Source organism: Microbacterium sp. T3-8, from assembly GCF_055398145.1.
The window spans coordinates 1,125,895-1,146,369 of sequence record NZ_AP027918.1; the positions used below are offsets into that span (position 1 = coordinate 1,125,895).

The window sequence follows — 20,475 nt, forward strand, 5'->3', positions numbered from 1 at the left end:
TATCCGCGCACATGCGCGGATGGCGGCGCCGCTCAGACGCCGTACTCCCGCCGGATGACCTCGCGCAGCTGGACGCTGCACCGGGCGATCGCCGCCCGGAAATCGACCAGCGCGCCCTCCTCGGCGCGATCCGAGATCGCGCGGAACGCCCGGATAGGCACCCCGAACTTCTCGGCGACCCAGATGTACGCATAGGTCTCCATATCGACGAGTCCGGCGCCGGACGGGCGGATGACCGCCGTGATGCCGGCATCGCCCACGAAGCTGTCGCCGGTCGCGATCAGCACGCCGTCGCGACCCGTCGACACGCGCGCCGGAAGTGAGACGTGCTGGCCCGCGATGCCGTCGAGATCGAACACGTCGTGCTGCAGGGCGCTCCCGATCTCGTGGACGCTCGCGTCGAGATCCGGATCGATCCCACCCGCCGTGCCGACGACGACGACCTCGTCGTAAGGCTTCGCGTCGAGCGCGCGTGTGAGGGCGTACGTCGCCTGCATCTTGCCCTCGCCGGTGACGAGCTGATCGAATCCTTCGAGGTTCTCGGGGAACGCTTCGAGTTCGGATGCCATGGCGGCGACGAGAAGTTTCACCTCGCCATCCTGCCAGGTGCCGGCGGGCGACGCGAAGCCGCGGGGCATCCGCGATGCGTCATCCCTCCGTAACAGGACCGGGAGATACTGGGAGGAGGAAGAGTGGAGGAAGCCGTGTCCCTGCAGAAGCAGATCTCCGATGCCCTCGGTGTTCGCGCCGAGATCGATCCCGAGTCCGAGGTCGAACGGCGGGTGCAGTTCCTCGCCGACTACCTCCGCACCACCGGCGCCCGAGGCTACGTGCTCGGGATCTCGGGTGGTCAGGACTCGACGCTCGCCGGTCGCCTCGCACAGCTCGCGGTCGAGCGCGTGCGTGCCGAAGGCGGAGAAGCCCGTTTCCTGGCCGTGCGCCTTCCGTACCGGGTGCAGCACGACGCAGCGGATGCCGAGGCGGCACTCGCCTTCATCGCCGCCGACAGCTCGGTCGAGGTCAACATCCAGAACGGCGTCGACGGCGTCGAAGAGGATATCGAGTTCGCCGTGACCAGCGACATCAGCGATTTCAACCGCGGCAACATCAAGGCACGGGTGCGCATGGTCACGCAGTATGCGCTGGCCGGGCACGAGGGCGCCCTCGTCATCGGCACCGATCACGCCGCCGAGGCCGTGACCGGCTTCTACACGAAGTTCGGTGACGGGGCCGCCGACATCCTGCCGCTCTCCGGCCTCTCGAAGCGACAGGGTCGCGCGCTGCTGCAGTTCCTCGGCGCCCCCGACCGGCTCGCGTTCAAGGTGCCGACGGCGGATCTGCTCGACGGGCAACCCGGACGCGCCGACGAGGACGAGCTCGGACTCACCTACGAGCAGATCGACGACTTCCTCGAGGGGCGCCCGGTGGACTCCGAGGTGGCCGGCCGGATCGAAGCGCGCTACCTCGCGACCCAGCACAAGCGCAACCTCCCCGTGACGCCCGACGACACCTGGTGGCGCTGACCCGGGTGCCGTGAGCTGCGGCGATGTCGGATGCCGCAGCTAGTGTCGAAGCACGACGAAATGGAGCATCGTGCGGATCGACACTCAGGCGCAGCGCGTCATCTGGAGCGCCAGCGACCTCAAGGCCGCAGCCGAATGCGAGTTCGCCTGGTGCCGTGCGATCGACGCCAAGCTGGGCCGGGTTCCGGCGGTCGAAGAGCCCGAAGACGCGACGCTCGCGCGTGCGGCGCTGCTCGGTGACGTCCACGAGAGGAACGTGCTCGCGCGGTACGTCGCCGAACTCGGTGACGACGCGGTGCGCCAGATCGCGAAGGTGTCGTCGACGGATGCCGCGGCGCTGGGTGCTGCGGTCGAGGAGAGCCTGGCGGCTCTGCGTTCGGATGCGGAGGTCGTCTTCCAGGCGGCGTTCGCCACCGAGGAGTTCGTGGGGTTCGCCGATTTCCTGCGACGCGATGCCGACGGCCGTTGGCGGGTGCAGGACTCGAAACTGGCGCGCAAGGCGCGCGTCACCGCGTTGATGCAGCTCGCGGCATACGTCGACCAACTCGATCGACTGGGAGTGCCGCGCGCCGACGAGGTCGATCTCATCCTGGGAGACGGCACGCTCAGCACACACGCCGTCGACGACCTGCTCCCGCTCTTCCAGGTGCGTCGCGCCCGCCTGCGCGCACTGATCTCCGATCGACGCATCGATGCGGGAGCAGAGGGCGACCCGCTCGCCTGGGGCGAAGACCGGGGAGATCTGCAGGTCGTCGCCTGCGGCCGCTGTGCGACGTGCGAGGAACAGGTGATCGCGCACCGCGACCTGCTGATGGTCGCACGCATGCGTCCTGTCCAGCGCGCCCGACTGCGTGCGGCGGGTATCGCGACCATCGACGAGCTCGCCACCGCGCCCACGGCGCCGGCGGGAATGAACGTCGACACCTTCGAAGGGCTCCGTGCGCAGGCCGCTCTGCAGCTCCGCGCCGATGCCAGCGGTGCCCCCACCTTCGACGTGCACTACGCGCCGGCGATCCACACCCTCCCGGTGCCGAGCCACGGCGACATCTTCTTCGACTTCGAAGGCGACCCGCTCTACACGGAGCCGGCGCCGATCGGGGAGTCGCACTGGGGCATCGACTATCTCTTCGGCTGGGTCGACAACGCCGACCAGTACACGGCCATCTGGGCGCACACGTTCGCCGAGGAGCGCCGCGCGTTCGAGACCTTCCTCGACTTCGTCGCCGTGCGCCGGGCCGCCCACCCCGGAATGCACATCTACCACTACGCGCCCTACGAGACTTCGCACCTGGTGGCGATGGCGGCGCGACACGGAGTGCGCGAGGGCGAGGTCGATCGACTGCTCCGTGAGGGGGTCTTCGTCGACCTCTACCCCCTGGTGCTGCGCACGGTTCGCGTCGGTTCGCGTTCGTATTCGATCAAGAAGCTCGAGCCGCTCTACATGGGCGACGACGTGCGCACGAGCGACGTGCAGAAGGGCGACGACTCGATCGTGCAGTACGTCGCCGCGCGTGAGCTCGCGGCGGCGGGCGAGCAGAGCGATGCCGACGCGGTGCTCGCCGATCTCGCGGACTACAACCGCTACGACTGCGTCTCGACGCGCCGTCTGCGCAACTGGCTGATCGAGATCGCGCGGCAGAAGGGTGTCAGCCCCGCCCCTCCCGACGCCGCCGACCAGGTGATCTACGAGCCCTCTCCGCGGTCGGTGGCCCTCCTCGCCGACGCGGAGCGCGCCGTCGACGCGGGCCAGGACGGCCAGGTCCATCGCATCGCCGCAGCGGCGATCGACTACTTCCCGCGCGAGGCCAAGAGCTTCTGGGTCTCGCACTTCCAGCGGCTCCGTGAGCCCGTCACGATGTGGGAGGGCACGCGCGACGTGGTGCGCGTCGATGCGGGCTCCTCGGTCGTGCGCCGCGAGTGGAGCATCGGCGAGGGACGTCGGGTGATGTCCCGCGACATCGAGATCCGCGGTGAGGTCTCGCCGGGAACGACGCTGGGTGTGGGAGCGCAGCCGTTCGCACTGTACGAGGCACCGGCGCCGTTCGACGTCGACATCCCCTCGCGCGCGGTGCACGTGCCGCACGCCGTGACGGTGGCCGAGGTTCTCGACGACGGATTCCTCATCACCGAGACGGCGATCCAGGGGCAGACCTGGGACGAGCTCCCCCTTGCCCTGACGCCCGCCGCGCCGCCGCGGGTCGTCTCCCTGCAGGGAGCGATCGACGAATGGGCCGACGCCGTGCACGCCGCAGCTCCGGGATTCCCGGAAGATCCGGCGACCGACATCCTGCGCCGGATCCCGCCGCGTACACGCTCGGGCGCGCCGCTTCCGCCGGTGGAGGCCGGCGCCGGCGACCCGATCGACGCCATCGTCCGGGGCGTGCTCGACCTCGACCGCAGCTACCTCGCGGTGCAGGGGCCTCCCGGAACGGGCAAGACCTACACGGGGTCACGCGTGATCGCCCGGCTCGTGAACGAGCACGGGTTCAAGATCGGGGTCGTCGCGCAGTCCCACGCCATCATCGAGACGTTGCTCGCCCGAGTCGTCGCCGACGGCGTGGCGCCCGCGCAGGTCGCGAAGGCGCCGAAGGACCCCGACTCCGATCCCGCGTACACGGTGATCCCGAAGAGCGGCATGGCGGCCTTCCTCGCCGAGCACGCCGATGAGGGTGTCGTGGTCGGGGGCACCGCCTGGGACTTCAGCAACACCGCCCGCGTCGAGCGTGGAGGTCTCGATCTGCTCGTGATCGACGAGGCGGGACAGTTCTCGCTCGCCTCGACCATCGCGGTCGCGGCGGGTGCGAAGCGCCTGCTGCTCCTCGGCGACCCGCAGCAATTGCCGCAGGTCAGTCAGGGTGCTCACCCCGAACCCGTCGATACCTCGGCACTGGGATGGGTGATGGACGGCGATGCGGTCGTGCGCCCCGAGTACGGCTACTTCCTCGCCCGCTCCTGGCGCATGCATCCGTTCGTCGCCGCGCCGGTGTCGAAACTCGCCTACGCCGGCAAGCTCGCCTCCGCGCCGGGAACCGAGAAGCGATCCGTCGACGGCATCGACCCCGGGCTCCACGTCGTGCCGCTGAGACACCGTGGCAACGCGACGCAGTCGCCGGAGGAGGCCGCCGAGGTCGTGCGGATCGTCCGTGATCTCGTCGGGCGGACGTTCACCGACAACACCGGCGACGGCGCCAACGCCGACACCGGCGACGACAACACGACGACCCGCCCGCTCACCCCTGCCGACATCATCGTCATCACGCCGTACAACGCGCAGCGCCAGCTCGTGCACGAGGCGCTCGCGTCCGCGGGCTTCGGCGATGTCCCGGTCGGAACCGTCGACAACTTCCAGGGCAAGGAAGCGGTCGTCTCGATCACCTCGCTCGCCGCCTCCAGCGGACGCGATGCCCCGCGAGGTCCCGAGTTCCTGCTTCTGCAGAACCGATTGAACGTCGCGATCTCCCGCGCGCAGTGCGTCGCCTACCTGATCCACTCGCCGGCACTGCTCGACGATCTTCCCTACACGCCGGAGGGCGTGGCGCGGCTCAGCGCCTTCGCCCGCCTGGTGGGCGCGGCGGACTGACCGAGGCGAACCTGTGCACACCCGAGACGAGATACTTCGAGCAGCCGCGGAGTGGGCGTGGTTTCCCCGAGGATCCGAGAGCGAGAACGCGGAGCTGCTCCTCGTTCGCTACCCTCCTCGCTTCGGTGGGGGAGTACGAGGGTCGCAGGTGCGCTCCTCGCGGCGTGCGGACGAGGTTCTCGACCATGCGATCTCCCGTACGGTGCGCTGGGGCGAAGACACCCTGACGTTCTGGACGAACCCCTCGGACGCGCCCGATCTGGAGGATGAGCTCCGCCGGCGTGGAGCCGAACACATCGACACCGTCGCGGTGTTCGCACGACCGATCGATGGTGAGGCCGCGGCCGCAGCACCTCCGCCGAACGGGGCCATCGCCGAGCTGGTCACCGACCTCGACCAGATCCGAGCGGTCGACGCGATCAACGTCGCGGTGTGGGAGCAGCTCGCTCTCGACGACGAGGGCCTCCGTGCCGAGTTCGATGAGCTCACCGCGTCGCTGGAGTCGCGCACCCACGGACGTGTGCTCGCGCGCCTCGCGGGGCAGCCGGTGAGCACGGGAGGGTGGACACTCGCCGACGGCTTCGCGCGTCTCTGGGGCGCGTCGACTCTCGAAGACCATCGCGGACGCGGCGCCTACCGTGCAGTCCTGTCCGAACGCCTCCGGATCGCGGCGCAATGGGGCGCCATGACGGCTCTGGTGAAGGGACGCGTCTCGACCTCTGCGCCGATCATCGCGCGCGCCGGCTTCGAGCACTACGGGGATGAGCGTGCGTACCGCCTCATCGTGGGCTGAACAGCCGCCTGCGGCTCAGACCGTGCCGTAGAGGCGGTCGCCCGCGTCGCCGAGGCCGGGCACGATGTACCCCTTCTCGTTGAGACGCTCGTCGAGCGCACCCAGCACGAGCGTCACATCGCGGTCGCCGACGAGCGCCTCGATCGCTGCGACGCCTTCGGGCGTGCCCAGGAGGCAGATCGCCGTGACGTCCTTCGCCCCGCGATCGAACAGGAACTGGATGGCCGCGGCGAGCGAGCCGCCCGTCGCGAGCATCGGGTCGATGGCGAAGCACTGCCGGTCGCTCAGGTCGTCGGGAAGACGCTCGGCGTACGTCGTGGGTTCGAAGGTCTCCTCGTCGCGCACCATGCCCAGGAATCCGACCTCGGCGGTCGGGAGCAGCTTGACCAGGCCCTCGAGCATGCCGAGGCCGGCCCGCAGGATCGGGACGACGATCGGGCGGGGCTCGGAGATCTTCACACCCATCGTCGTCGTGACGGGGGTCGTGATCTCGATCGGAGAGACCTTGACGTTGCGGGTCGCCTCGTACGCGAGGAGCGTCACGAGCTCCTCCGTCAGCTGGCGGAACACCGGCGACGGGGTACGCGCATCGCGCAGCACCGAGAGCTTGTGGGTGACGAGAGGGTGGTCGGCGACGTGAACACGCATGGAATACAGGCTAATGCGCCGAGCCGCCCGGCACGACATCGGATGCACCGCGCGCGGCGGACGCCGCACGCCGCTGTCGTAGGCTCGATCCATGACCGCCGCCGACCTGCCCGCGATGCGCCGTGCGCTCGTGCTCGCGGCGGAGGCGAGCACCGCGGACGAGATCCCGGTGGGTGCCGTGGTCGTCGACTCCGCCGGTCGCATCATCGCCGAGGGGCGCAACACCCGCGAGGAGACGCACGATCCCACGGGTCACGCCGAGGTCGAGGCGCTGCGCCGGGCCGCGGCATCCGTCGGCTCTTGGAATCTCGAGGGGCACACCCTCGTCGTCACCCTGGAACCGTGCCTCATGTGCGCCGGAGCGATCCTGCAGGCGCGCATCGGACGGGTCGTCTTCGGGGCGTGGGACGACAAGGCGGGAGCCGCGGGGTCGATGTACGACGTGCTGCGCGATCGCCGTCTGCCCTACCGGGCCGAGGTCGTCAGGGGACTGGAAGCGGATGCCGCTACCGCCCTGCTGCGCGACTTCTTCGCCCGCAAGCGCTGACGCTGCGGGCTGGCCGGTCAGTCCGAGGACTTGAAGACGAACGCGTCCGTCGGGGGCTCCGGATCGAGGGCAGGCCGGTACACGTCCGGCTCGATGTAGATCACGCGGGCGGCGGGAACGGCCTCGCGGATGCGTGCCTCGATCTCATCGATGTCGTCGGCGGCCTCGCGCACCGACTTGTCGGCGGTCAGTGCGATCTTCGCCGCGACCATGAGCTCGTCGGGGCCGAGGTAGAGGGTCTTGATGTGGATGAGCTTCTCGACCTCGTCGCCGGCGGCGATCGCTTCGACGATGCGATCGAGGTCGGCGGTGGTGGCGCCTTCGCCGACGAGCAGGCTCTTGGTCTCGATGCCCAGCACGATCGCGATGAGCACCAGCAGCACACCGATCATGAGCGTGCCGATCGCGTCGAACACCGAGTTGCCGGTGATGACGGTGAGCCCGACGCCGAGCAGTGCGAAGCTCAGGCCCGCCAGTGCACCGGTGTCCTCGAGCAGAACGACGGGCAGTTCAGGCGCCTTGGAGCGGCGCACGAACGACACCCAGGACTGCCCCTTCTCTCGAACGAGGTTGCTCTCCTTGATCGCGGTGCGCAGTGAGAAGCTCTCGAGTCCGATCGCGATCACGAGCACGACGATCGGCAGCCACCACCACACGGGGTCCAGTTCGTGCGGGTGCGTGAGCTTGTCGATGCCCTCGTAGATGGCGAACAGGCCGCCGAGGGAGAACAGGATGATCGACACGACGAACGCCGAGACGTACCGCTCGCGGCCGTAGCCGAAGGGATGCGCGCGGTCGGCCTCGCGGCGCGACTTGCGTCCGCCGAGCAGGAGCAGGAGTTGGTTGCCGGAGTCGGCGATCGAGTGCACGGCCTCGGCGAGCATCGACGCGGACCCCGAGAGCAGCCAGGCGACGAGCTTCGCGAGCGCGATGCCCATGTTCGCCAGGAACGCTGCGATGATCGCCTTGCCGCCGCCGGATGCACTCATGCGTCGAGTCTAGATCGCCCCCTCTGGGGATCGCAGGTGCGCCCGCCGTAGGATGACGACATGGCTGACTCTCTCCCCGCTCTCGCGTTCCTCGGTGCCGGTTCGATGGGAGGGGCGATCCTGCGCGGCGTCGTCGCCTCGGGTGTCGCCGTCGACGGCGGGATCACCGCCACGAACCGCTCGCGGGTGAGTGCCGCCGACCTCGCCGACCTTCCCGGCGTCACGACCATCGCCCTCGAAGAGCACCCCGACGGCAACCGCGACGCACTCGCTTCCGCTCGGATCGTGCTGGTGGGCGTGAAGCCGGGGATGGTGCCGGATCTGCTCCGCGAGATCGCCCCGCACCTCGCCCCGGACGCCATCGTGGTGAGCCTCGCCGCCGGTGTGACGCTGGCCACGTTCGCCGACGCCCTGGGCGCCGACGTGCACGTCGTCCGCTCGATGCCCAACACCCCGGCGACGGTCGGCAAGGCGGTCACCGGTCTCGCGGCCGGTCCCGCATCGACGCCCGACGACATGGCGCTCGTGCGCCGTCTGTTCGAGACGGTCGGCGCCGTGATCGAGGTGCCGGAGTCGCAGATCGACGCGCTCTCGACGATCTCGGGTTCGGGCCCCGCCTATGTCTTCCTGCTCATCGAGGAATGGACGAAGGTCGGCCTCGGGCTCGGCTTCAGCGAGGCGGACGCCCGCCTGATGGCGGAGCAGACCTTCATCGGCTCGACGGCGTTGCTCGAAGCGTCGGGGGAGACCCCGACCGAGATGCGCCGACGGGTCACGAGTCCGAAGGGCACGACCGAGCGTGCGATCGCGGTGCTGCAGGATGCGCACCTCGAGAAGACGTTCGCGGATGCTTCGGCGGCCGCGCTGGCGCGCGCTCGGGAGCTCGCCGCCGGGGCGTGACCATGCGGCTGCGATTCTCGGGCGAGATCTGGTTCTGGCGCGGACCCGCGCCGTTCCACTTCGTGACCGTGCCCGAGACCGAAGCGGTGATGATCGGCGAAGTCGCCGCGGTCGTCACCTACGGGTGGGGGATGATCCCGGCATCCGTCACGATCGGCGGAACGCGCGTGACGACGTCGCTCTGGCCGAAGGACGGCGGCTACATCGTCCCGATCAAGAAGGCTCTGCAGGACGGTGAGGGCATCGGCATCGACGACGTCGTCGACGTCACGCTCGACATCGACGCCTGACGCCTCGCCCGACCTGTACGAGTCGCGCGCGTCAGCGGTCGAGGGCGGCGAAGCGCTCGATGTCGCTGTTGGTGCCCGAGACGATGATCAGGTCGTGGTTCGTGACGATCGTGTTCGCCTCGGCGTAGCGGAACGGCTTGCCCGGGCTCTTGACGCCCACCACCGTGACGCGGTACTTCGTGCGCACGCCGGACTCGTTGAGGCCGATGCCTCGGATGAACTTCGGCGGGTACATCTTGGCGAGCACGAAGTCGTCGTCGAAGCGGATGAAATCGAGCATGCGGCCGCTGACGAGGTGGGCGACGCGCTCGCCGGCCTCGCGCTCCGGATAGATGACGTGGTTCGCTCCGACGCGGGCGAGGATCTTGCCGTGCGACTGCGAGACGGCCTTGGCCCAGATCTGCGGGACCTTGAGGTCGACGAGGTTGGCGGTGATGAGGACGGATGCCTCGATCGACGAGCCGACCGCGACGACCGCCACCTGGAAGTCCTGGGCGCCGATCTGGCGCAGGGCGTCGATGTTCTTCGCATCGGCCTGCACGGTGTGCGTGACGCGATCCGACCACTTCTGCACGAGCTCGAGGTTGCCGTCGATCGCGAGGACCTCCCGGTCGAGGCGATCGAGTTCGCCCGCGCAGGCGGCGCCGAACCGGCCGAGACCGATGACGAGGACGGGAGCGTCGCCCCGGAGGACTTCAACCAACGATCGGCCTTTCCACGGGCAGTGAGTAATACTGCGATCGCGATGTCGCGGCGACTGCCGCGGCGAGAGTCACTGTACCAATGCGCCCCATGAAGATGGTGGCGGCGAGCACGTAGGAGCCGGCGTCGGGGAGCTCGGCGGTGAGGCCCGTCGAGAGTCCGACGGTGGCGAAGGCGGAGATCACGTCGAACAGCACGTGGCTGATGTCGGCCTTCGTGATCTGCGCGATGACGATGGTCGACAGGGCGACGATCGTGGCTCCCCAGGCGACGACGCTGAGCGCGACGCGCTGCACGTCGCTGGGGATGCGCCGGCCGAACACCTCGACGGACTGGCGACCCTTCGCCTCGGACCACACCGCGATCGCGAGCACCGCGAGGGTGGTGACCTTGATTCCGCCGGCGGTCGACGCCGATCCTCCACCGACGAACATGAGCATGCTCGCGGCGACGAGCGACGAGCCGTTGAGGTCGGCCATGTCGATCACGTTGAAACCGCCCGAGCGGGTCATCGCCGACAGGAAGAAGGCCTGGAACGTCGTGTCGGCGGCATCCATCGAGCCGAAGGTCTTCGGGTTCTGGTACTCGAGGATGAGGAAGACGGCGGCCCCGAGGACGAAGAGCAGCACGGTCGTCACGAGTGTGAGCTTGGTGTGCAGCGACCAGCGCTTGACGTGCCAGACGTGCTTGGCCAGCGAGTAGATCACGGGGAAGCCGATGCTTCCGAGGAAGACGCCGACCATCAGCAGCGACAGCACGAGGTAGTCGTCGGCGAACACCGCGACGCCGCCGTCGTTGGGGGCGAAGCCCGTGTTCGTGAACGCCATCGCGGCGAAGTAGGGGGCTTCCCAGAGAGCGGCGATCGGACTCACCCCGGCCATCACGAGTCCGGGGTAGAGGAGCACGGCGAGCGCGCCCTCGATGATGAGCGCCGAGAAGGCGACGGTGCGCAGTAGCTGGCCGACCTCCCCGAGGCGGACGGTCTGGCTCTCGTTGACGACGCCGCCGTGCGCGCGCATCGGGTTGGTGTCGCCCGCGGCGAGGAGCTTGGCGCGCAACCCCAGGCGCTTCGAGATCACCATGCCCATGAGGGAGGCGAGGGTCAGAACGCCGAGACCGCCGATGTTCACGCCGACGAAGATGAGCACGTGCCCGAACGGCGACCAGTGGTTCGCCATGTCGACGGTCGCGAGGCCGGTGACGCAGATGGTCGAGACGGCCGTGAACAGCGCGTCGCTGAGCGGGGTGACGGTGCGATCGGCCGCAGCGATCGGCAGCGAGAGCAGCGCCGTGAACACGAGGATCAGCAGCGCGAACACCACGATGGCGAGACGCGAGGGCGAGGAGGTGAGGATGTGACGGCCGTGGGCGGCGACATTGCGCAGGCGTTGCTTGGGGGACGACGCAGACACGATGCCCGACATCGCGTCCCCTTTCGTCTGCCTCCGCCGCAGATCGGCGCCGGCTCAGCACCTGAGACCGAGCCCTCGTCATGGTACTCCGTGCCGGGGACGACTACCCTGAACACATGACCGACATCTTCGACGTGATCGCAGACGGTACGAGGCGAGACATCCTCCAGCTCCTCCTGCGGCGCACCACCGAAGGAGAAGCGGGCACGAGCGTCAGCCAGATCGTCGCCGACCTCGGCATCAGTCAGCCCACGGTGTCGAAGCACCTCAAGGTGCTCCGCGACGCCGAGCTGGTGACCGTGCGCGAAGACGGTCAGCGTCGTTTCTACAGCCTCGCGGTCGAGCCGCTCGAGGTCGTCGACGACTGGCTGGTGCCCTTCCTCGTCGACGCGTTCGGCGACGACGCCCCCGACATCGCCTACCCCGGGGCCCCGATCCCCGAGAGTGCCGCGCACGCGGCGGAGGTGGTCGGGCGCGCGGCGGCATCCGCGAAGCACGTGGTCGCCACGGCCCTCAAGCGACTCGGCGCCTGACACCCCGCTCGACACAGTTCGCCCCCGGCGACCGGGGGGCTGTCGTCGGGGGCGATGCCGCGGGCCCCAGCCCGCGTGTCCCGAGGCGGTGCCTGCCCCGGTCCTGCGCCGAGTGTGACACTTTCGGCTGAGTGAACCTCGGAGAGAGGCTATGCCTCTGCTGTGACGAGTGACGGCACCGTGAGTCCCACTGTTCACACCGGCCCCAAGGGTTTACACGCGTCACTGCCAACCCATAGAGTGTGCTCATTCGAGAAAGGGGTATGTGGGATGCCCGAAGTTCCTGACGTCCGGTTCCTCACTGTTGCTGAGGTGGCCGGGATCATGCGCGTGTCGAAGATGACCGTCTATCGGCTCGTGCACTCCGGCGACCTGCCGGCCATCCGTTTCGGACGCAGCTATCGCGTGCCGGAGTCCGCCGTGGCGGACGCCCTCCAGCGCCCGATCGCCGACGTCGGCTGACCGTGCGGGAGTCCGCATCGTCGGTGTGACGGCGCAGGCCCGACGGTTTGCTAGACTGATCCGAGGCATTTTTCCGTGCCCGTACCCGGGCGTCCGATCATCGCGACGCCCAACCCCCTGACTTAGTGAGGTTTCCGTGGGTTCTGTCATCAAGAAGCGCCGCAAGCGCATGGCGAAGAAGAAGCACCGCAAGCTGCTTCGCAAGACTCGCCACCAGCGCCGCAACAAGAAGTAAGCGGCCAAGACACGAGCGCCCCCGACAGCTCTTCGGAGCATGTCGAATGGGGGCGCTTTGTGTCTCTGCCGAAGGTCCGAGCAGCTCGAAGGAAGCCATGAAGTCGATCACCGTTACCGAACTCGCCGACCGCACGGGCACGCCGCTCATCGACGTGCGCGAGAAGGACGAGTTCGCGGCGGGCCACGTGCCCGGCGCCGTCAACATCCCGATGTCCGAGATCGGCAACCGACTCGAAGAGCTCCCGGCCGAGTCGTTCGACGTGATCTGCCAGGCCGGCGGCCGTTCCGCTCGCGTCGTCGAGGCGCTCGAAGCGCGCGGCTACGACGCCACCAACGTCGAGGGCGGCACGGGCGAATGGATCGCGCAGGGACGCGCGGTCGAGGTTCCCTCGGCGTGACCACGCTGACCCTCATCGGTAAGCCCGACTGCCACCTCTGCGACGTCGCCTCCGAGGTCATCGACGCCGTCGTCGCCGAGCTGCCGGATGCCGCGGCCGAGCGGATCGAGATCGTCGAGGCCTCGATCACCGAAGACCCCGCCCTGTTCGATCTGTGGTGGGAGAAGATCCCCGTCGTCCTGATCGACGGAGAACTGCACGCGCACTGGCGACTCTCGCCGGACCGACTGCGCACCGCGCTCGAGGAGGCCCTGAAATGACCATCCGCCATGTCGTCTCCTGGAAGCTCGCCTCGGAGGACGCCGACGAGCGCGCCGCGCAGGCCGCCGAGGTGGCCCGCCGCCTCAACGCCCTCGACGGTGTCGTGCCGCAGCTGCTGTCGATCTCGGCCGGCGCGAACGTCGTGTTGCCGGAGTCGAACTGGGACGTCGTGCTCGTCGCCGACTTCGACTCCGTCGAGGCGCTCGACGAGTATCAGGTGCACCCCGCGCACGTCGAGGCGTCGGGATACATCCGCTCCGTCGTGAGCGCACGGGTCGCCGTCGACTTCGAGATCTGATCCCCGCACGCGTAACGCACCGAAACAAAACCGTAATCCTGGATCGGGCACTCTTAGTAGGGCATCCACCCGGCACGTGCCAGGATGTTCACCTATCGGCCCACTTCGGTGGGCCTTACCCTGCCATCGACTCTCAGGAGCTGTTATGCACCGTCGCACTACCTTCGCCGGCCTCGCACTCGTGGCTGCCGCAACCCTCGCGCTCGCAGGCTGCGCCGGCGGAACCGACTCCGGAAGCGGGGACTCGGATGCCGGAGACGAGTACGGTCTCGTCAGCGCGGGCACGCTGACCGCCTGCTCCGACGTGCCCTACCCGCCCTTCGAGGTCGAGGACTCGAGCACCGAGAGCGGCTACTCCGGATTCGACATCGATCTTCTCGATGCGATCGCGAAGAAGCTCGACCTCAAGCTCGCCGTCCAGGACGTGGGCTTCGACGCGCTCCAGTCCGGCACCACGCTCGTCGCAGGTACCTGCGACCTCGGAGCTTCGGCGATGACGATCACGGACGAGCGCAAGGCGAACATCGACTTCTCCGACCCGTACTACGACTCGCTGCAGTCGCTGCTCGTGCGCACCGACTCGGGTATCGAGTCGATCGACGACCTCGCCGGCAAGAACGTGGGCGTCCAGCAGGGCACCACCGGTGAGACCTACGCGACCGAGAACGCCACGGGCGCCGAGCTCGTGCAGTACCCCTCCGACGGCGAGCTGTGGCCCGCGATGCAGGCCGGTCAGATCGACGCCATTCTGCAGGATCAGCCGGTCAACATCGAGCACGAGAAGGCCGACAGCGCCTACAAGATCGTCGAGACGTACGACACCGAGGAGTCCTACGGTTTCGCCTTCGCCAAGGGCGAGAAGGACGCGCTCGTCGATGCGGTGAACACCGCCCTGCAGGAGCTGCGCGACAGCGGTGAGTACCAGAAGATCTACGACTCCTACTTCAGCGCGAACTGATCGTCGTGCGTAGGAGTTTCGGAGGTCCTTCACAATGGCGTTGAAACGGACGACCAGGACCAAGCTGTATCGCCTGGTGATGTATGTGGTGTTCTTCGCGGTCATCGCGGGGATCGCCCTGTCGATCAATTGGGAACGGGCGATCCCCCAGTTCCTGAACGTGGAGGTCGCCGCGAGGCTCTTCCCCGACATCATCACGATCGGCCTGCGGAACACGATCCTGTTCACGATCATCGCCTTCACGGGTGGTCTGCTGCTCGGCATCCTCTTCGCGATGATGAAGCTGTCGAGCATCGGGTTGTTCCGGTGGGTGGCTACCGCGTGGATCGAGCTCTTCCGCGGCCTTCCCGCCCTTCTGACGATCTTCTCGGTGGCATTTATCGTCCCGATCGTCTTCGGGTGGAAGGTGCCGGGCGGGCCGGTCGGCGCCGGACTCCTCGGACTCATGCTGGTGGCCTCGGCGTACATCGCCGAGGTCATCCGCGCCGGGGTCCAGGCTGTGCCGAAGGGGCAGACGGAGGCGGCGCGCTCGTTGGGCATGTCGCCGCTGAAGACGATGTTCTGGATCATCCTCCCGCAGGGTTTCCGCATCATCATCCCGCCGATGACGAATGAGCTGGTGCTCCTGCTGAAGGACACGTCACTCGTGTTCATCGCCGGTAGCTTCATCTGGTCGAAGGAGCTCACCACCTTCGTCCGCGACGCGAACACGTCGAACGCGAACGCGACGCCGCTGATCGTCGGCGCCCTGCTGTATCTGGTGGTGACCATTCCGCTCACGCGATACACCGCGTGGCTGGAGCGACGGATGGCGAGAGAACGATGATCACAGAACTGATCGATGTCCACGCTCCGGCGATCGACATCCAGGGTCTCGTCAAGACCTTCGGCGACAACGAGGTGCTCAAGGGCATCGACCTCACCGTCACCAAGGGCGAGGTCGTCTGCGTCATCGGCCCCTCCGGCTCGGGGAAGTCGACGCTGTTGCGCTCGGTCAACCTGCTCGAGGAGCCGACCGGCGGCAAGGTGCTGATCGAGGGGATCGACATCACCGACCCCGAGACCGACATCGACCGTGTGCGCACCCGCATCGGCATGGTGTTCCAGAGCTTCAACCTGTTCCCGCACCTCGATGTGCTCGGCAACCTCACCGTCGCCCAGCAGCGGGTGAAGAAGCGGAGCAAGGCCGAAGCACAGAAGATCGCAATCTCGATGCTCGACCGAGTCGGGCTGTCGCAGAAGGCGGATGCCTATCCGGGGCATCTGTCGGGTGGGCAGCAGCAGCGCGTCGCGATCGCGCGTGCGCTGTGCATGAACCCCGACATGATGCTGTTCGACGAGCCGACGTCGGCGCTCGACCCCGAACTGGTCGGCGAGGTGCTGCAGGTCATGCGCACGCTCGCCGACGAGGGCATGACGATGCTCGTGGTCACCCACGAGATGGGCTTCGCCCGTGAGGTCGGCTCGCGCCTGATCTTCATGGACGGCGGTCACATCGTCGAAGAGGGCGACCCGCGCGAGGTCATCGGCAACCCGCAGCACCAGCGCACGAAGGACTTCCTCTCGCGCGTGCTGTGAGACGTTCACACACGATGAGGCCCCCGGAGCGAATGCTCCGGGGGCCTCATCGTTGTGGAGGAGGGATCAGACCTCGACGACCTCGGCGTCGGGGGCGTGGGTGCGCACGGACTCGATCCCGTTCTCCGCGGCGGACTTCGAGGAGTAGCCCTCGCTCGTCGCGATGACCTGACCGTTGCCGGCCTTGAGGCGGAACCGGTATTCGCCGGACCTGTCGGTGTAGAGCTCGAACTTGCCTGCCATGAGGCATCCTCTCTGTGGTGTCTGCGAGGCGGAGGGCCTCTCGTGCATCACGGTAGCGCCCGACCGCGTGCGGCGGTAGGGCGGGACTCAGGCGCGCGGGTGCACGGCTACGGGCTCGGGCGCGACCGCGATGCGGACGCGATCGCCGAAGGCGGGGTGGATGCCGGGGGCGTGCTGCACCCGGACGATCTCTCCCGCTTCGGTGCGAACGAGCGTGCGACGCATGCTGCCGAGGAAGGTGCTCTCCTCGACGACCGCGTCGGTTGCCGCATCCGCCTCCGAAGCGAAGAACACGTTCTCGGGGCGCAGGTACACGTCGACCGGGCCGTCGGCGGGCGTCTGCAACGGCAGCCGCTGCCCCCACACGACGACGTGGTCGCCCTCGGCGACACCGGCGACGACGCTCGAGAGGCCCACGAAAGCGGCGACACCGGCGGTCGACGGCGTCGTGTAGAGCTGCTCCGGCGACCCGATCTGCTCGATGCGGCCCGAGTTCATCACGGCGATCCGGTCGGAGACGGCGAGCGCCTCCTCCTGGTCGTGCGTGACGAACACGGTCGTGATGCCCAGGCGCAGCTGGATCCGGCGGATCTCATCGCGCAGCTGCACGCGCACCTTGGCGTCGAGCGCCGACAGCGGCTCATCGAGGAGCAGCACCTTGGGCTCGGTGACCAGGGCGCGCGCCAGCGCCACGCGCTGCTGCTGGCCGCCCGACAACTGGTGCGGGTAGCGGTCGGCGAAGTCGGCGAGACCGACCAGGGCGAGAGCATCCTTCGCGCGCTTCGCGGATTCGGATGCCGACACCCCGCGGCGGCGCAGCCCGAAGGCCGTGTTCTCGGCGACGCGCAGGTGCGGGAACAGCGAGTACGACTGGAAGACCATACCGATGTCGCGCTTGTTGGTCGGGACGCGCGAGACGTCCTGACCGCCGAGCAGCACCGCGCCCTCGTCGGAGCCCTCGAGGCCCGCGAGCACGCGCAGGAGCGTGGTCTTGCCGCAGCCCGACGGACCCAGCAGCGAGACGAACTCACCCGGGGCGATGTCGAGGTCGACGCCGTGCAGCACGCGGTTGCCCGCGTAGCTCTTCACGATGCTCTGCAGCTGCACCCGGGTGCCCTCGCCCGCCTCGGCGAGCAGCAGGTTGTCCTGGGTGCGGGGGAGTGCGTGATCGATGGTCATGAGTGGGCCTTTCCGTTGCCGCGTGCGACGCGACCGATGAGGAGGAGAAGGAGGAACACGAGTGCGAGTGCCAGCAGCGTGAAGATCGCCGGCGCGTACGGGTCCTGCTTCTGCACGACGACCATGGCCGTCTGGAACACCTGCCGGTTCAGCAGCGAGGCGATGGTGAACTCGCCGAGCACCACCGCGATGGAGATGAGCGACGCGGCCAGCAGGCCCTGGCGGAGGTTGGGCGCCAGCACCTTGAGCACGACCGTCGGCCAGCTCGCCCCGAGCGACCGTGCGGCCTCGGAGAGCGTGCGCAGGTCGGCGGCGTCGATCGACGCCTGGATCGAGCGGTAGGCGAAGGGCAGCACCGTGATGCCGTACGCGAACGCGAGCGTCCACGTGCCGGTGCCCACCGAGCGGCCGATCTGCAGGTAGATCGGGGCGAGACCGACGACCAGCACGATCGCGGGGATCGAGATCGGCAGCAGCACCGCGAACTCGAAGATCGGCTTGAGCTTGCCGAAGCGCAGGTTCACCAGGATCATCGTCGGCGCGAGCAGGAACAGCACGATCGCGACGGTGACGACGGCGAGGATGAGCGAGTTGCCGAGACCAGTCCAGATCGGCTTGATCGCCGCGGAGGCGGCGGGGTCGAACAGCGCGAGCCAGTGGTCGAACGAGAGCCCGCTCTCGGTGTCGCGCAGCGTGTAGAGGAACGTCGACACGAGCGGGATGGCGAAGAACAGGCCGACGAGGATGCCGATGACCCAGCGGGTCGTGAGCGAGGGGGCGAGACGGTTCACGACTGCCACCTCGCGGCCCGACGCTGGATCAGCGAGTACAGGGCCATCACGACGCCGACCACCACGATCATGCCGAGGGCGAGCGCGCCCGCGAGGTTCTCGCGACCGAGCACGGTCTCGCTCGTGAGTGCGGTGCGGATCTGCAGCGGCACGATTTGCGAGCCCTGGCTCGCGAGAGCGGCGGCCGTGGCGTAAGAGGAGAACGAGTTCGCGAACAGCAGCAGCAGGCTCGCGAGGAACGACGGGGCGAGCACCGGGAGCCCGATGCGCAGCCAGAAGCTCGTGCGCGTGCCGCCGAGGGTGAGGTTCGCCTCGGCCCACTGCGGCTTGAGCGCGGCGAGGGCCGGCATGAAGGTGATGACCATGAGGGGGATCTGGAAGTAGATGTACGGCAGGATCAGGCCGGGCAGTTCGTAGAGCCACGTGCCGTTCTCGTAGATGTTGATGCCGAACGTGTCCTTGAGGAACACCGTCAGCACACCCTGGATGCCCATCATCGCGATGAAGGCGAACGCCAGCATCACGCCGCCGAACTGGGCGAGGACTCCGGCCGCGGCATCCACCGACGAGCGGATCGCGCCCTGCGGATTCATCCCGAGGAGGGCGTAGCAGACGAGCGCGCCGACGACGGCGCCGACGACGGCGGTCAGGAGCGAGATCCAGGCGGAGTTGGCGAACGTGTTCAGTACGACGGGATCGCCCAGTGCCGACACGTTGGTCCAGGTGAACGAGCCGTCCTTGGTGAAGAAACCGGAGCCGATCGCGAGCAGCGTCGGCACGGCCAGGAACAGCACGATGTAGGCCGCGAAGGGTACGAGACCCAACCAGGCCCAGGAAGGCGCGGACCGCCGGGCCCGCGCGGTGTGCGCGGGCCCGGCGGTGGTAGCGGGAGCGGATGCCGGAGCATCCGCCCCCGTGTCGACGAGAGTCGTCACTGGACCGCCGCTGCCCACTTCTCACCGAGCAGCGTGCCGGCGCCTGCGGACTGCTCCTCGGTGGGGACGACCGTCTCCTCGGGAACCTCGGGCAGAGCCGCAGCGAGGTCGGCGTCGATCGTGCCGGCCTCGGTCATGGCCTCCATGCGCACGGGGCGAGCGCCGCCGCCGAGCCACAGGTTCTGCACCTCGTCGCTGTAGAGGAACTCCTGCCACAGGCGCGCCGCAGCCGGGTGCGGGGCGTCGACGTTGACCGCCTGGTTGTAGTAGCCCGCGTAGCCGGTGCCGTCGAAGACCACGACCTCCCAGTTGGGGTTGTCGGCTTTGTGCGAGGCGTTCAGGTAGTCCCAGTCGAAGACGACGGGGGTCTCGCCGCTCGCGACGGTCGCCGTGGTCACGTCGACCTTGAGCAGGTTGCCGGCCTTCTGCAGCTCCGAGAAGAAGTCGATGCCGGGCTGGAAGTCGTCGAGCGTACCCTCGGACTGGACGGTCGCGAGACCGACCGCGGCGAACGCGGCGCCGGCCTGGGTCGGGTCGCCGTTGATCGCGACGGCACCCTTGTAGTCGGCCGAGAGCAGGTCGGCGAGCTCCGCGGGAGCGTCGAACTTCGAGGAGTCGTAGCCGACCGACATGTATCCGCCGTAGTCGCCGACGAAGAGGCCGGTCGGCTCCTTGAGCTCTGCGGGGATGTCGTCCCACGTCTGCACCTTGTAGGGGGCGAAGTAGTCGGTGTTCTGGAGCGCGACCGTGAGGCCGATGTCGAACACGTCGGGAGCGGTGTCGAGGCCCTTGTTGGTCTCGGCGGCCTGGATCTCCTCGGCGCTGGACACGTCGGGGGAGGCCTCGTTGATGGTGATCTCGGGGTACTTCTCGGCGAAGAGGTCGAGGATCTCGCCGTAGTTCGCCCAGTCGCGCGGCAGCGCGATGACGTTGAGCTGGCCCTCCGCCTTGGCGGCGGCCTCGAGGTCGGCGAACGTGCCGAAGTCGGCGACGGACGTCGCGGTCGCGGCGTCGGTCGATCCCTCGCCGGCGTCGGTCGCGTCGGCGGCGCCGGAGCAGGCGGTGAGTGCCAGAGCGGCGGTGGTGACCAGTGCGATACCGGCGCCGATGCGCGCGCGGCGGGTGAAGCGTGCCATGAGTGTCCTCTCGGGTGACCGGCGGTGCGCCGGTTCGGGTTGCGAGAGGAAACTATGGGCCGTGAGTTACCGGTCGGAGCGG

Annotated in this window: 25 protein-coding genes; 15 read left to right on the forward strand and 10 right to left on the reverse strand. The window is 68.4% G+C overall.

The window, feature by feature from the left end; all coding sequences use genetic code 11:
• Positions 1-32: 32 nt before the first annotated feature.
• On the reverse strand, positions 33-590 hold the full coding sequence (locus tag ACZ5Y9_RS05305; protein ID WP_464472485.1) for a phosphorylase family protein: 558 nt from the start codon (positions 588-590) through the stop codon (positions 33-35).
• Between the two features lie 114 nt (positions 591-704).
• On the opposite strand from ACZ5Y9_RS05305, the gene nadE reads away from it, so the two are divergent.
• The 3 genes from nadE (at position 705) to ACZ5Y9_RS05320 (ending at position 5,896) form a co-directional block, all read left to right on the forward strand.
• Positions 705-1,523, forward strand: a complete 819-nt coding sequence (nadE, locus tag ACZ5Y9_RS05310; RefSeq protein ID WP_247624726.1) for an ammonia-dependent NAD(+) synthetase — start codon at positions 705-707, stop codon at positions 1,521-1,523.
• Between the two features lie 70 nt (positions 1,524-1,593).
• A complete protein-coding gene (locus ACZ5Y9_RS05315) occupies positions 1,594-5,103 on the forward strand; it encodes a TM0106 family RecB-like putative nuclease (RefSeq protein ID WP_464472486.1) in 3,510 nt (1,169 codons plus the stop codon).
• A gap of 148 nt (positions 5,104-5,251) precedes the next feature.
• On the forward strand, positions 5,252-5,896 hold the full coding sequence (locus ACZ5Y9_RS05320) for a GNAT family N-acetyltransferase (RefSeq protein ID WP_464472487.1): 645 nt from the start codon (positions 5,252-5,254) through the stop codon (positions 5,894-5,896).
• 15 nt (positions 5,897-5,911) lie between these two features.
• Here the strand turns inward: ACZ5Y9_RS05320 and upp are convergent, their stop codons facing one another.
• Complete coding sequence (gene upp / locus ACZ5Y9_RS05325; RefSeq protein WP_247623271.1) at positions 5,912-6,544, reverse strand: uracil phosphoribosyltransferase; 633 nt, start codon at positions 6,542-6,544, stop codon at positions 5,912-5,914.
• A gap of 91 nt (positions 6,545-6,635) precedes the next feature.
• Between upp and ACZ5Y9_RS05330 the strand changes: the two genes are divergently transcribed.
• A complete protein-coding gene (locus ACZ5Y9_RS05330; RefSeq protein ID WP_464472488.1) occupies positions 6,636-7,091 on the forward strand; it encodes a nucleoside deaminase in 456 nt (151 codons plus the stop codon).
• A 17-nt stretch (positions 7,092-7,108) separates the two neighbouring features.
• Here ACZ5Y9_RS05330 and ACZ5Y9_RS05335 read toward each other — a convergent pair whose 3' ends face one another.
• On the reverse strand, positions 7,109-8,080 hold the full coding sequence (locus ACZ5Y9_RS05335; RefSeq protein WP_464472489.1) for a cation diffusion facilitator family transporter: 972 nt from the start codon (positions 8,078-8,080) through the stop codon (positions 7,109-7,111).
• A 60-nt stretch (positions 8,081-8,140) separates the two neighbouring features.
• On the opposite strand from ACZ5Y9_RS05335, the gene proC reads away from it, so the two are divergent.
• Both proC and ACZ5Y9_RS05345 read left to right on the forward strand, forming a co-directional pair.
• Positions 8,141-8,980, forward strand: a complete 840-nt coding sequence (proC, locus tag ACZ5Y9_RS05340; protein WP_464472490.1) for a pyrroline-5-carboxylate reductase — start codon at positions 8,141-8,143, stop codon at positions 8,978-8,980.
• Between the two features lie 2 nt (positions 8,981-8,982).
• Positions 8,983-9,270 (forward strand): DUF1905 domain-containing protein, encoded by a 288-nt coding sequence (locus ACZ5Y9_RS05345; protein WP_464472491.1) that lies wholly within the window; start codon positions 8,983-8,985, stop codon positions 9,268-9,270.
• A gap of 31 nt (positions 9,271-9,301) precedes the next feature.
• Here the strand turns inward: ACZ5Y9_RS05345 and ACZ5Y9_RS05350 are convergent, their stop codons facing one another.
• Positions 9,302-9,973 carry a potassium channel family protein gene (locus ACZ5Y9_RS05350; protein WP_247623266.1) on the reverse strand — a complete coding sequence of 224 codons (672 nt, stop codon included), beginning with the start codon at positions 9,971-9,973 and terminating at the stop codon, positions 9,302-9,304.
• Entirely contained in the window at positions 9,966-11,396 is a 1,431-nt protein-coding gene (locus tag ACZ5Y9_RS05355) for a TrkH family potassium uptake protein (RefSeq protein ID WP_247623265.1), read from the reverse strand. Before ACZ5Y9_RS05355 ends, ACZ5Y9_RS05350 begins: the two co-directional genes overlap by 8 nt.
• A gap of 104 nt (positions 11,397-11,500) precedes the next feature.
• On the opposite strand from ACZ5Y9_RS05355, the gene ACZ5Y9_RS05360 reads away from it, so the two are divergent.
• The 9 genes from ACZ5Y9_RS05360 to ACZ5Y9_RS05400 all read left to right on the forward strand — a co-directional run bounded on the left by ACZ5Y9_RS05360 (position 11,501) and on the right by ACZ5Y9_RS05400 (position 16,109).
• Entirely contained in the window at positions 11,501-11,917 is a 417-nt protein-coding gene (locus tag ACZ5Y9_RS05360; protein ID WP_247623264.1) for an ArsR/SmtB family transcription factor, read from the forward strand.
• A 270-nt stretch (positions 11,918-12,187) separates the two neighbouring features.
• Positions 12,188-12,379 carry a helix-turn-helix domain-containing protein gene (locus ACZ5Y9_RS05365; protein ID WP_247623263.1) on the forward strand — a complete coding sequence of 64 codons (192 nt, stop codon included), beginning with the start codon at positions 12,188-12,190 and terminating at the stop codon, positions 12,377-12,379.
• 136 nt (positions 12,380-12,515) lie between these two features.
• Positions 12,516-12,614 carry a 30S ribosomal protein bS22 gene (locus ACZ5Y9_RS05370; protein ID WP_003792170.1) on the forward strand — a complete coding sequence of 33 codons (99 nt, stop codon included), beginning with the start codon at positions 12,516-12,518 and terminating at the stop codon, positions 12,612-12,614.
• Positions 12,615-12,711: 97 nt separating this feature from the next.
• On the forward strand, positions 12,712-13,014 hold the full coding sequence (locus ACZ5Y9_RS05375) for a rhodanese-like domain-containing protein (protein ID WP_247623262.1): 303 nt from the start codon (positions 12,712-12,714) through the stop codon (positions 13,012-13,014).
• Positions 13,011-13,274, forward strand: a complete 264-nt coding sequence (locus ACZ5Y9_RS05380) for a glutaredoxin family protein (RefSeq protein ID WP_247623261.1) — start codon at positions 13,011-13,013, stop codon at positions 13,272-13,274. Before ACZ5Y9_RS05375 ends, ACZ5Y9_RS05380 begins: the two co-directional genes overlap by 4 nt.
• Positions 13,271-13,573, forward strand: coding sequence for a Dabb family protein (locus ACZ5Y9_RS05385; RefSeq protein WP_247623260.1), 303 nt, complete (start codon positions 13,271-13,273; stop codon positions 13,571-13,573). The genes ACZ5Y9_RS05380 and ACZ5Y9_RS05385 overlap by 4 nt, the downstream gene beginning before the upstream one ends.
• Before the next feature lie 145 nt (positions 13,574-13,718).
• Complete coding sequence (locus ACZ5Y9_RS05390) at positions 13,719-14,531, forward strand: transporter substrate-binding domain-containing protein (protein WP_247623259.1); 813 nt, start codon at positions 13,719-13,721, stop codon at positions 14,529-14,531.
• A gap of 34 nt (positions 14,532-14,565) precedes the next feature.
• On the forward strand, positions 14,566-15,357 hold the full coding sequence (locus ACZ5Y9_RS05395) for an amino acid ABC transporter permease (protein ID WP_247623258.1): 792 nt from the start codon (positions 14,566-14,568) through the stop codon (positions 15,355-15,357).
• Positions 15,354-16,109 carry an amino acid ABC transporter ATP-binding protein gene (locus ACZ5Y9_RS05400; protein WP_247623257.1) on the forward strand — a complete coding sequence of 252 codons (756 nt, stop codon included), beginning with the start codon at positions 15,354-15,356 and terminating at the stop codon, positions 16,107-16,109. Before ACZ5Y9_RS05395 ends, ACZ5Y9_RS05400 begins: the two co-directional genes overlap by 4 nt.
• 66 nt (positions 16,110-16,175) lie before the next feature.
• Here ACZ5Y9_RS05400 and ACZ5Y9_RS05405 read toward each other — a convergent pair whose 3' ends face one another.
• The 5 genes from ACZ5Y9_RS05405 to ACZ5Y9_RS05425 all read right to left on the reverse strand — a co-directional run bounded on the left by ACZ5Y9_RS05405 (position 16,176) and on the right by ACZ5Y9_RS05425 (position 20,393).
• A complete protein-coding gene (locus ACZ5Y9_RS05405) occupies positions 16,176-16,352 on the reverse strand; it encodes a YegP family protein (protein ID WP_247623256.1) in 177 nt (58 codons plus the stop codon).
• Between the two features lie 87 nt (positions 16,353-16,439).
• The gene (locus ACZ5Y9_RS05410; protein ID WP_464472492.1) at positions 16,440-17,531 is read right to left on the reverse strand and encodes an ABC transporter ATP-binding protein; all 1,092 of its coding nucleotides are present in this window, start codon (positions 17,529-17,531) and stop codon (positions 16,440-16,442) included.
• The gene (locus tag ACZ5Y9_RS05415; RefSeq protein ID WP_247623254.1) at positions 17,528-18,322 is read right to left on the reverse strand and encodes an ABC transporter permease; all 795 of its coding nucleotides are present in this window, start codon (positions 18,320-18,322) and stop codon (positions 17,528-17,530) included. The genes ACZ5Y9_RS05410 and ACZ5Y9_RS05415 overlap by 4 nt, the downstream gene beginning before the upstream one ends.
• Positions 18,319-19,275, reverse strand: coding sequence for an ABC transporter permease (locus ACZ5Y9_RS05420; RefSeq protein WP_372491561.1), 957 nt, complete (start codon positions 19,273-19,275; stop codon positions 18,319-18,321). Before ACZ5Y9_RS05420 ends, ACZ5Y9_RS05415 begins: the two co-directional genes overlap by 4 nt.
• Entirely contained in the window at positions 19,254-20,393 is a 1,140-nt protein-coding gene (locus tag ACZ5Y9_RS05425; protein WP_402787871.1) for an ABC transporter substrate-binding protein, read from the reverse strand. The genes ACZ5Y9_RS05420 and ACZ5Y9_RS05425 overlap by 22 nt, the downstream gene beginning before the upstream one ends.
• Positions 20,394-20,475 lie beyond the last annotated feature (82 nt).

Excerpts from the sequence above, each read along its gene's own strand:
- ACZ5Y9_RS05405 (WP_247623256.1), bottom strand. The coding sequence starts at position 16,352 with ATGGCAGGCAAGTTCGAGCTCTACACCGACAGGTCCGGCGAATACCGG.
- proC (WP_464472490.1), top strand. The coding sequence starts at position 8,141 with ATGGCTGACTCTCTCCCCGCTCTCGCGTTCCTCGGTGCCGGTTCGATG.
- ACZ5Y9_RS05345 (WP_464472491.1), top strand. The coding sequence starts at position 8,983 with ATGCGGCTGCGATTCTCGGGCGAGATCTGGTTCTGGCGCGGACCCGCG.
- ACZ5Y9_RS05390 (WP_247623259.1), top strand. The coding sequence starts at position 13,719 with ATGCACCGTCGCACTACCTTCGCCGGCCTCGCACTCGTGGCTGCCGCA.
- ACZ5Y9_RS05375 (WP_247623262.1), top strand. The coding sequence starts at position 12,712 with ATGAAGTCGATCACCGTTACCGAACTCGCCGACCGCACGGGCACGCCG.
- ACZ5Y9_RS05365 (WP_247623263.1), top strand. The coding sequence starts at position 12,188 with ATGCCCGAAGTTCCTGACGTCCGGTTCCTCACTGTTGCTGAGGTGGCC.
- ACZ5Y9_RS05355 (WP_247623265.1), bottom strand. The coding sequence starts at position 11,396 with ATGTCGGGCATCGTGTCTGCGTCGTCCCCCAAGCAACGCCTGCGCAAT.
- ACZ5Y9_RS05330 (WP_464472488.1), top strand. The coding sequence starts at position 6,636 with ATGACCGCCGCCGACCTGCCCGCGATGCGCCGTGCGCTCGTGCTCGCG.
- ACZ5Y9_RS05400 (WP_247623257.1), top strand. The coding sequence starts at position 15,354 with ATGATCACAGAACTGATCGATGTCCACGCTCCGGCGATCGACATCCAG.
- ACZ5Y9_RS05360 (WP_247623264.1), top strand. The coding sequence starts at position 11,501 with ATGACCGACATCTTCGACGTGATCGCAGACGGTACGAGGCGAGACATC.
- ACZ5Y9_RS05395 (WP_247623258.1), top strand. The coding sequence starts at position 14,566 with ATGGCGTTGAAACGGACGACCAGGACCAAGCTGTATCGCCTGGTGATG.
- ACZ5Y9_RS05425 (WP_402787871.1), bottom strand. The coding sequence starts at position 20,393 with ATGGCACGCTTCACCCGCCGCGCGCGCATCGGCGCCGGTATCGCACTG.
- ACZ5Y9_RS05410 (WP_464472492.1), bottom strand. The coding sequence starts at position 17,531 with ATGACCATCGATCACGCACTCCCCCGCACCCAGGACAACCTGCTGCTC.
- upp (WP_247623271.1), bottom strand. The coding sequence starts at position 6,544 with ATGCGTGTTCACGTCGCCGACCACCCTCTCGTCACCCACAAGCTCTCG.
- ACZ5Y9_RS05335 (WP_464472489.1), bottom strand. The coding sequence starts at position 8,080 with ATGAGTGCATCCGGCGGCGGCAAGGCGATCATCGCAGCGTTCCTGGCG.
- ACZ5Y9_RS05385 (WP_247623260.1), top strand. The coding sequence starts at position 13,271 with ATGACCATCCGCCATGTCGTCTCCTGGAAGCTCGCCTCGGAGGACGCC.